The 9,166-nt window shown below is 67.8% G+C and carries 10 protein-coding genes; 4 read left to right on the top strand and 6 right to left on the bottom strand.

The window, feature by feature from the left end; translation table 11 throughout:
* Window position 1: 1 nt before the first annotated feature.
* Window positions 2–1,078: a porin gene (locus BLS50_RS09650; protein WP_011546370.1), complete on the top strand. Its 1,077-nt coding sequence runs from the start codon at window positions 2–4 to the stop codon at window positions 1,076–1,078.
* A gap of 194 nt (window positions 1,079–1,272) precedes the next feature.
* Window positions 1,273–2,235, top strand: a complete 963-nt coding sequence (locus BLS50_RS09655; RefSeq protein ID WP_006477616.1) for a LysR family transcriptional regulator — start codon at window positions 1,273–1,275, stop codon at window positions 2,233–2,235.
* Between the two features lie 123 nt (window positions 2,236–2,358).
* Here BLS50_RS09655 and BLS50_RS09660 read toward each other — a convergent pair whose 3' ends face one another.
* Window positions 2,359–3,318, bottom strand: coding sequence for an NAD(P)H-dependent flavin oxidoreductase (locus BLS50_RS09660; RefSeq protein WP_012329354.1), 960 nt, complete (start codon window positions 3,316–3,318; stop codon window positions 2,359–2,361).
* 251 nt (window positions 3,319–3,569) lie between these two features.
* Here BLS50_RS09660 and BLS50_RS09665 point away from each other — a divergent pair, with 251 nt between their 5' ends.
* Window positions 3,570–4,466, top strand: a complete 897-nt coding sequence (locus BLS50_RS09665; protein WP_011546367.1) for an alpha/beta fold hydrolase — start codon at window positions 3,570–3,572, stop codon at window positions 4,464–4,466.
* A gap of 64 nt (window positions 4,467–4,530) precedes the next feature.
* Here BLS50_RS09665 and BLS50_RS09670 read toward each other — a convergent pair whose 3' ends face one another.
* Window positions 4,531–5,022 (bottom strand): Lrp/AsnC family transcriptional regulator, encoded by a 492-nt coding sequence (locus tag BLS50_RS09670; protein ID WP_074802102.1) that lies wholly within the window; start codon window positions 5,020–5,022, stop codon window positions 4,531–4,533.
* Between the two features lie 113 nt (window positions 5,023–5,135).
* On the opposite strand from BLS50_RS09670, the gene BLS50_RS09675 reads away from it, so the two are divergent.
* Window positions 5,136–6,038 carry a DMT family transporter gene (locus tag BLS50_RS09675; RefSeq protein WP_074802103.1) on the top strand — a complete coding sequence of 301 codons (903 nt, stop codon included), beginning with the start codon at window positions 5,136–5,138 and terminating at the stop codon, window positions 6,036–6,038.
* A 254-nt stretch (window positions 6,039–6,292) separates the two neighbouring features.
* On the opposite strand, the gene BLS50_RS09680 is transcribed toward BLS50_RS09675, so the two are convergent.
* The 4 genes from BLS50_RS09680 to BLS50_RS09695 are packed head-to-tail and all read right to left on the bottom strand — an operon-like array spanning window position 6,293 to window position 8,932.
* Window positions 6,293–6,499, bottom strand: a complete 207-nt coding sequence (locus BLS50_RS09680) for a DUF1289 domain-containing protein (protein ID WP_006477621.1) — start codon at window positions 6,497–6,499, stop codon at window positions 6,293–6,295.
* On the bottom strand, window positions 6,496–7,002 hold the full coding sequence (locus BLS50_RS09685) for a YbaK/EbsC family protein (RefSeq protein ID WP_023477734.1): 507 nt from the start codon (window positions 7,000–7,002) through the stop codon (window positions 6,496–6,498). The genes BLS50_RS09680 and BLS50_RS09685 overlap by 4 nt, the downstream gene beginning before the upstream one ends.
* 26 nt (window positions 7,003–7,028) lie before the next feature.
* Window positions 7,029–7,961, bottom strand: coding sequence for a hydroxymethylglutaryl-CoA lyase (locus BLS50_RS09690; protein WP_012329350.1), 933 nt, complete (start codon window positions 7,959–7,961; stop codon window positions 7,029–7,031).
* 29 nt (window positions 7,962–7,990) lie between these two features.
* Window positions 7,991–8,932 (bottom strand): 2-hydroxyacid dehydrogenase, encoded by a 942-nt coding sequence (locus BLS50_RS09695; RefSeq protein ID WP_074802105.1) that lies wholly within the window; start codon window positions 8,930–8,932, stop codon window positions 7,991–7,993.
* Window positions 8,933–9,166 lie beyond the last annotated feature (234 nt).

Here is a 9,166-nt window from a genome sequence, read left to right on the forward strand (position 1 = left end):
CATGAAAGCATTCGCTCGCCGTGCGTCGCGCACGTCCGTCAAGCTGATCGCCGCGGCCGCCTGCGTGGCGGCCGCCGCACCCGTCCATGCGCAATCGAGCGTTTCGCTCTACGGGCAGGTTGACGAATGGGTCGGCGCCACCAAGTTCCCCGGCGGCGATCGTGCGTGGAACGTGTCGGGCGGCGGCATGTCGACGTCGTACTGGGGCCTGCACGGCGCAGAGGATCTCGGCGACGGCTACAAGGCGATCTTCACGCTGGAGAGCTTCTTCCGTGCGCAGAACGGCCAGTACGGCCGCTTCCAGGGCGACACGTTCTTCGCGCGCAACGCGTACGTCGGCATCAGCTCGCCGTACGGCACGGTGACGGCGGGCCGCCTGACGACGCACCTGTTCCTGTCGACGATCCTGTTCAACCCGTTCTACGACTCGTACACCTTCTCGCCGATGGTGTATCACGTGTTCCTCGGCCTCGGCACGTTCCCGACCTATCCGAGCGACCAGGGCGCGGTCGGCGATTCGGGCTGGAACAACGCGGTGGGTTATACGTCGCCTTCGTTCGGTGGCCTGAATTTCGGCGCGATGTACGCACTCGGCAACCAGGCCGGCGACAACCGTTCGAAGAAGTGGAGCGCGCAGTTCAACTACGCGAACGGCCCGTTCGCGGCGACCGCCGTGTATCAGTACGTGAACTTCAACAACGGCCCGCAGGATCTGAGCGCGCTCGTGACCGGCATGAAGAGCCAGGGCATCGCGCTGGTCGGCGCGACCTACGACCTGAAGCTCGTGAAGCTGTTCGGCCAGTACATGTATACGAAGAACGACCAGGTCGCGGGCAGCTGGCACGTCAACACCGCGCAGGGCGGCGTGTCGGTGCCGATCGGCGTGGGCAACGCGATGGCGTCGTATGCGTATTCGCGCGACGCGGGCGGCCTCGACCAGACGCGCCAGACGTGGGCCGTCGGCTACGACTATCCGCTGTCCAAGCGCACCGACGTCTACGCGGCCTACATGAACGACCACATCAGCGGCCTGTCGACCGGCAACACGTTCGGCGCAGGCATCCGCGCGAAGTTCTGACGCGCACGCGCGATCGGTGCGCCGGACGCGCGCGTCAATCGCGCGTTTTGGCTGCATGTTTTCGTCCGTCATTGCTACCCAAAACGGCGCCGTCACCCGCGGCGCCGTTTTGCCTTTCTTGACCTTTCTGTTTCCTCGCCTTTGTTACCCTATCTCGTAATTGGTTGATTCCCCCGGGATTGCGAGCTAGTTCGATGGATACCCTCGTCAGCATGAATGTGTTTCGCTACGTCGTCGAAGTGGGCAGCTTCGTCGGCGCGGCGGAGCGCATGCAGATGTCGGCGGCGATGGCGAGCAAGCACGTGATGCACCTCGAGCAGCAGCTCGGCGCGCGGCTGCTGCATCGCACGACACGACGCGTCGCGCCGACCGAGGCGGGACGCGAATACTATGAGCGCCTCGTGCAGGCGCTGTCCGAACTCGACGAAGCCGGCCAGGCCGTCGGCGCCGCGAGCGTAGTGCCGCAGGGCCGGTTGCGCGTGACGTCGCTGTCCGCGTTCGGGCTGCGGCACGTGATGCAGGCCGTCACCGATTACGCGGGCCGGTTCCCGGACGTGACCGTCGACATGACGCTGTCCGATCGCGTGGTCGATCTGATCGAGGAAGGCTACGACGTCGCGGTGCGCGCGGCGCCGAACGGATTGAAATCGTCGTCGCTGGTCGCGCGGCAGATCGCGACCGCGCACATCCTGCTGGTCGCGTCGCCCGAGTATCTCGAGAAACACGGCACGCCGCAGACGATCGCCGATCTCGCGAACCACAACTACCTGCGGCGCGATTCGAATTCGACGATGCTCGATTCGCTCGTGATCGACGCGGCCGCCGCGTCGCGCGTGAGCCTGAACGGCAACCTGATCGTGAACCATCTCGAAGGGCTGCGCGCGGCCGTGCTCGCCGGCGCGGGTATCGCGCTGCTCGGCACCGAAGTGGTCGGCGACGACATCGAATCGGGCCGGCTCGTGCCGGTGCTGCTCGATTCCGTGCCGCCGCACGAGGCGCCGATCTATGCGGTGTACGCGAGCCGTCGCCACGTGTCCGCGAAGGTGCGCTCGTTCGTCGATTTCCTGGCCGCGCGTTTCGAAGGGCAGTCGCTGTGCCCGTCGATCGAATCGCGGCTGCGTGTGCTGCCGATCACGCGGATGAAGCGCGCGGTCTGAGCCAAAGCGTCGGCCCGTCTGCCGCGGCGGGGCAATAAAAAAGCGCGAACCGCAACGGTTCGCGCTTTTTTGTTTGGTTCGACGATCTCGCGTCGATGGCGACCGCGCCGGCCGCCGCCTCCGTCAGCGCGGGATGCCGAGCCGCGCCTTCGCGTCGTCGTACTCGCGCTTGAGCCGCTCGACGAGCGCACCTACGCTCGGCAGGTCGTCCATCAGGCCGACGCCCTGGCCGGCACCCCAGATGTCCTTCCACGCCTTGGTCTTGTCGCTGCCGAAATTCATCTTGGTCTTGTCGGATTCCGGCAGCGCGTCCGGATCGAGGCCGGCCTTCTCGATGCTCTCGCGGATGTAGTTGCCGTGCACGCCGGTGAAGAGGTTCGTGTAGATGATGTCCGACGATTTCGCGTTCAGGATCGCGTGCTTGTAGTCGTCGATCGCGTGCGCTTCCTGCGTCGCGATGAAACGCGTGCCCATGTACGCGAAGTCGGCGCCCATCGCCTGCGCGGCGAGGATCGAGCCGCCGTTCGCGATCGAGCCGGACAGCACGATCGGGCCGTCGAAGATCTTGCGGACTTCGCCGACCAGCGCGAACGGCGACGTCGTGCCCGCGTGGCCGCCGGCGCCGGCCGCGACGAGGATCAGCCCGTCGACGCCCGCTTCGAGCGCCTTCTGCGCGTGCCGCAGGTTGATCACGTCGTGCAGCACGATGCCGCCGTAGCTGTGCACCGCGTCGACGATCTCGCGCGCCGGTGCGCGCAGGCTCGTGATGAAGATCGGCACCTTGTGCTCGACGCACACGCGCACGTCGTGTTCGAGCCGCGCGTTCGATTGATGGACGATCTGGTTGACCGCGATCGGGCCGATCACCGCCTCGGGATGTTTTGCCTTGTGGTCGGCGAGTTCCGACTGGATCTGCGTGAGCCACGCGTCGAGCAGTTCGGCCGGGCGCGCGTTGAGCGCGGGGAACGAACCGACGATGCCCGCCTTGCATTGCGCGAGCACGAGTTCGGGGTAGCTGACGATGAACATCGGCGACGCGATGACGGGGAGCGTCAGGTTCTGCAGGACGGTGGGCAATGCCATGTGATGTCTCCAGTCTCCGGGGGGGGCGTTGCGGTCGGACGGTGATTCGAGTGTATTGAGTGTAGCGGCGCAACGCGTTCGTTCATATTAATACGAACGGTCGTGCGATTCTACGCGAGCTTAACAAACTGCGCGGTGTGCCGGCAATCGAGTGAGTGTTCTCTTTCTACGGTTTCGGGTGCTTGGCCCGCTGTGAAGACGCGTCGTCGCTCCTAAAATAGCCGCCATAACAAACCAACGAGAAACAAACCATGTCGTTTGAGGCGTTTGCACCGTTTCGCGTGACGGTGCAGGACACCGACATTTTCGGTGTCAAAGGAGGCACGGGTCCGCCGCTGCTGTTGCTGCACGGCCATCCGCAGACCCACATGATCTGGCATCGCGTTGCGGCGACGCTCGCGAATCACTTCACGGTGATCGCCACCGACCTGCGCGGCTACGGCGCATCGGGCCGGCCGCCGAGCGACGCGCGGCACACGCCGTATTCGAAACGGGCGATGGCGGCGGACCAGGTCGCCGTGATGCGGCATTTCGGCTTCGAGCAGTTCCACGTGTGCGCGCACGATCGCGGCGCGCGGGTCGCGCACCGGCTCGCGCTCGATCACGCGGACGCCGTCGAGCGGATGATGCTGCTCGACATCGCGCCGACGCTCGCGATGTACGAGAAAACCGATCGCGCGTTCGCGACCGCGTATTTCCACTGGTTCTTCCTGATTCAGCCCGAGCCGCTGCCCGAGACGCTGGTGGGCGCGCACACCGATGCGTACATCGAGCGCGTGATGGGCAACCGGTCGGCCGGGCTGGCGCCGTTCGCGCCGGAGGCGCTCGACGCGTACCGGGCGGCGCTCGCGCAGCCGGGCGCCGTGCATGCGATGTGCGAGGACTACCGCGCGTCCGCGACGATCGATCTCGAGCACGACCGTGCGGATCTCGAACGCGGCAACAAGGTCGCGTGTCCGCTGCGCGTGCTGTGGGGCGAGCACGGCGTCGTCGGCCGTTGCTTCGATCCGCTCGACGAATGGCGGCGCGTCGCGCGCGACGTCAGCGGCCGCGCGCTCGATTGCGGGCACTACATTCCGGAAGAGGCGCCCGCCGCGCTGATCGACGAACTGCTCGCGTTCTTCGAGGCGCGCGACGCGGCGGCATGACGGTGCGGGCGCGCGGGCGGCGCGTGCCGCCCGCGGCTCGGCGATGTACGCCGGCCGTCGCGGCTCAGCGATGGGCGGGGTCGTCCTCGACGAGCGGCGGCAGGCGGCGCGGCACGGGCGTCGATTTCACGATCGCGGTGCTCGTCTCCGCGCGCTCCGTCACCTTCGACAGGATGTCGTCGAGATGCTCGATCGTGCGCAGGTAGAGCCGGCAGATGAAGCAGTCGTCGCCGGTGACCTTGTCGCATTCGACGAACTCGGGAATCCGCCGCAGCAACTCCTCGACCAGATGCAACTGACCCGGCAGCGGCTTCACGCGGACGATCGCCTGCAGCGTGTAGCCGAGCGCGCGCGGATCGAGCTCGACGGTGAATGCTGCGATCACGCCTTGCGCCTCGAGCCGCCGCACGCGGTCGGCGGTCGCGGGCGCCGACAGTCCGATCTGCCGGGCGAGTTCGCTGGTCGCGAGGCGCGCGTCGTCGGCCAGCGCGGCGACGATCGCGCGGTCGGTCGCGTCGAGCGACGTGACGGCGGGCGGGGAAAGGCGTTTCGGCATGATCGCTTTGCTTTCGAAGGTGAATTGGCGGATTCACTTCAGTTTAGTCATGGTTGTGGCGAAAGCAAGTTTCTAGAATCGAACTCATCCCCGCTTTTTCAACGGAGTTCATGATGGCCTCGAATGAAATTCGCCGCGGCGCCGCCGAGATGATCGTCGCGATGCTGATGTCCGGCACGATCGGCTGGCTCGTGATGTCGTCGCAGCAGCCGCTGACCAATGTCGTGTTCTTCCGCTGCATATTCGGCGCCGCGACGCTCGCGATCGTCTGCGCGGTGTTCGGCTTCCTGCGCCGCTCGCTGTTCTCGCCGCGGATGCTCGCGCTCGTGACGCTCGGCAGCCTCGCGATCGTCGCGAACTGGCTGCTGCTGTTCGCCGCCTATTCGCGCGCGTCGATCTCGATGGCGACCGCCGTCTACAACACCCAGCCGTTCATGCTCGTCGCGCTCGGGGCCATCGTGTTCCGCGAGCGGATCACCGCGTCGACGCTCGCGTGGCTCGCGCTCGCGTTCGCCGGGCTGGTGTTCGTGGTGCGCGTCGAGCCGGCCGTGCTCGCGGTGCCCGGCGAATATCTGGAAGGCGTCGCGCTGTCGCTCGGCGCGGCATTCCTGTATGCGATCTCGTCGATCATCACGAAGCACCTGAAGGGCACGCCGCCGCATCTGCTCGCACTGCTACAGGTCGGCCTCGGCATCGTGCTGCTCGCACCGTTCGCGCACTTCGACGCGTTGCCGGCGACGGCCGGGCAATGGCTCGACCTGATCGTGCTCGGCATCGTCAACACGGGGCTGATGTACGTGCTGCTGTACGGCGCGATCCAGAAGCTGCCGACCGCGATGACGGGCGCGCTGTCGTTCGTCTATCCGGTCGTCGCGATCGTCGTCGATCGCGTCGCGTTCGGGCAGACGCTTGCGTGGACGCAGGTATTCGGCGCGCTGCTGATCCTGCTCGCGGCGGCCGGTGTGAACCTCGGCTGGAGGATCGTGCCCACGCGTCGCGCGGCGGTCGGTAACTGAAACGGTCAGACGATTCGACGCCGTTGCGCGGTGACGCGACGGCCCGTCGAGGGCGCGTATCGGGAACGACGGTTGCGCACGAAATGACGTCACGCGGCCGTCGCGCGCAGCCGTGAAAAGCGCTGTAAGAAGTTGTAGGGAAACACCCGATGCGATGCGGTCGCGTCGCTCGTATGATGCGGGCTGTGACGTTGATCACGTTCACAGGATTCCGATCTCGATGCCGTTCGCCCGTGAGGTTGAACGGCTTTTTTTTATGTCTCGCTGCCCGCGATCAGGCGCCGCCGCGCGTCGAGCCGCGCGAGCAGCGCGCGCCTCGCGTCGTCGTCCGACTCACGCCATCCCTTGATCTCTCCGCGCGTGCGCAGGCAGCCCGCGCACCAGTCGGTGCGCGGATCGATCCGGCAGACGTCGGTGCACGGCGACGCGACCGTGGCGACCGGCATCGTCACGTCGCTCATGCGGACTCCCGCAACGCGACGTCCGCGACCGGCGCGCCGGTCAGCGACACGAGCTCGTGCGGCGACAGGTTGAACACTGCGTGCGGATGGCCGGCGGCGGCCCACAGGCTGTCGAGCGCGAGCAGGTCGGCGTCGATCAGCGTGACCGGTTCGACCAGATGGCCGATCGGACAGACGCCGCCGATCGCATAGCCGGTGTTGTCACGCACGAATTTCGCGTCCGCACGGCCGACCGGGCCGACCTGCGCGGCGACCTTCTTTTCATCCACGCGGTTGACGCCGCTCGCGATCACCAGCACGGGTGCGCCGTCGGCCTGCCGGCGAAACAGGATCGACTTCGCGATCTGCGCGACCGAGCAGCCGAGCCCGGCCGCGGCCTCGGCCGAGGTCTTGCCGGTTTCGGCGAGCATCACGATGCCTTTCGCATGGCCGCGCTCGCGCAGCAGCAGCGCGACGCGTCGCGCGGAATCGGGGAGGGAATCGAATGAAGCGGGTGTCGTCATGTCGGGGAATCCGTGGAACGAGGTGATCAGACGCAGTTCGCGGCGTCGGCCGCGCTCTGCGCCTTGGCAAGCAGTGCACGACCGGCGCGCGACACGTTCGCGCGGCCGATCGCGTTCGAGATGAAATCGCCTGCGGCGACGACCTGCGCGAGATCGATGCCGGTCTCGATGCCGAGGCCCTGCATCAGGTACAGCACGTCCTCGGTCGCGACGTTGCCGGTCGCGCCCTTCGCGTACGGGCAGCCGCCGAGGCCCGCGACCGACGCGTGGAAGATCTCGATCCCTTCGAACAGCGCCGCGTAGATGTTCGCGAGCGCCTGGCCGTAGGTATCGTGGAAGTGGCCCGACAGGCGTTCGCGCGGGAACACGCGCGTGACGGCCGCGAGCACTTCGCGCGTGCGCTTCGGCGTGCCGACGCCGATCGTGTCGGCGATGTCGATCTCGTCGCAGCCGAGCGCGGCGAACCGTTCGACGACGTCGACGACCGACGCGACCGGCACCTCGCCCTGGTACGGGCAGCCGAGCGTGCACGACACGCTGCCGCGCAGCCGCAGGCCCGCGTCCTTCGCGGCCTTCGCGACCGGCTCGAAGCGCGCGATGCTCTCGGCGATGCTGCAGTTGATGTTCCGCTGCGAGAACGCCTCGCTCGCCGCGCCGAAGATCACGACTTCGTCGGCCCGTGCCGCGACCGCATTCTCGAAGCCCTTCAGGTTCGGCGTGAGCACCGAGTACACGGTGCCCGCGCGGCGCTCGATGCCGGCCATCACGTCGGCGCCGTCGGCCATCTGCGGCACCCATTTCGGCGAGACGAACGACGCGGCCTCGACGTTGCGGAAGCCGGCGCGCGACAGCCGGTCGACGAGCGCGATCTTCACGTCGGTCGGTACGAAGGTCTTCTCGTTCTGCAGCCCGTCGCGCGGGCCGACTTCGACGATCTTGACGGCGGTGGGGAACGTCATGGTTGTCTCCGGTTTTGTGTAGGCGGAATTCAGTAGCCGCGCGCGTAGTCGACGATGCCGCTGACGGGCGCGCCGCGCTCGAACGCGCGGATCTTGCCGGCGATCTGTTCGACGGCTTCCGTGCGCAGCGTCTCGGCCGAGCTGTGCGGCGTGATCGTGATGCGCGGCGCGCGCCAGAACGGATGGTCGTCCGGCAGCGGTTCGTGCTGGAACACGTCGAGCGTGGCCGCGGCGACCTGGCCGCTTGCAAGTGCGTCGAGCAGGTCGGCTTCGACGAGATGCGCACCGCGCGCGACGTTGACGACGTACGCGCCGGGCGCGAGCCGCGCGAACGCGCGCGCCGACAGGATGCCGTCGGTGTCGCGCGTGCTCGGCAGCAGGTTGACGAGCACCTTCGCGCCGTCGATGCACGCGTCGAACGCGCCGTCGCCGGCGAAGGTCGCGACGCCGTCGAGCTGCTTCGCGCTGCGGCTGTAGCCGCGCACCGGCAGGCCGAGCGCGGCGAGCGCGCGGGCGACTGCCGCACCGAGCACGCCGAGGCCGAGGATGGCGACAGTGAAGCTCGCGCGCGCATGCGGTTCGAGCGGCTGCCAGCGGCGTTCGCGCTGTTGCAGGTCGTATTCGTCGAAACGGCGCAGGTAGCGCAGCACCGCGTGCGTCACGTATTCGACCATCTGCTGCGCCATGCCGGAATCTTCGAGCCGCACCAGCGGCACGTGCGCGGGCAGCGTGCCCGGATGCGCGTGCTCGAGCGCGAGCAGCGCATCGACGCCCGCGCCGAGGTTGAAGATCGCGCGCAGGCCGTCGCGCGGCGCGAACAACTCGCGCGGCGGGCGCCACACGAGCGCGTAGTCGGCGGCGGCCGTATCGCCCGGCTGCCACGCGCGCAGTTCGGCTTCCGGCAGCGCACGCGCGATCTCGTCGCGCCATGCGCCGGCGTCCTGATGCGGTGAATGGAACAGGATCTTCATTGCGTGACGGCGCGCGCGCCGGCGAGGTGCGTCGCGGGAACGACGAGTAGAGCCGGGCGCGGCGCGCCGGCGGACGTAGCGGACATCGGGCGACTCCTGACGGCCGGCCCGGCGCGTCGGCGCGGGGACCGGTCCGTGTGAAGCTGACGGGAAGCCCACATTCTACGGTTTCGCCGCGCATTGCGCCGTCGTGCGGGCCGGGCATTCGACCCGGGCCGCGTTTCGCACGGTCGC

This window comes from Burkholderia orbicola (assembly GCF_900100915.1).
GTDB lineage: Bacteria > Pseudomonadota > Gammaproteobacteria > Burkholderiales > Burkholderiaceae > Burkholderia > Burkholderia orbicola.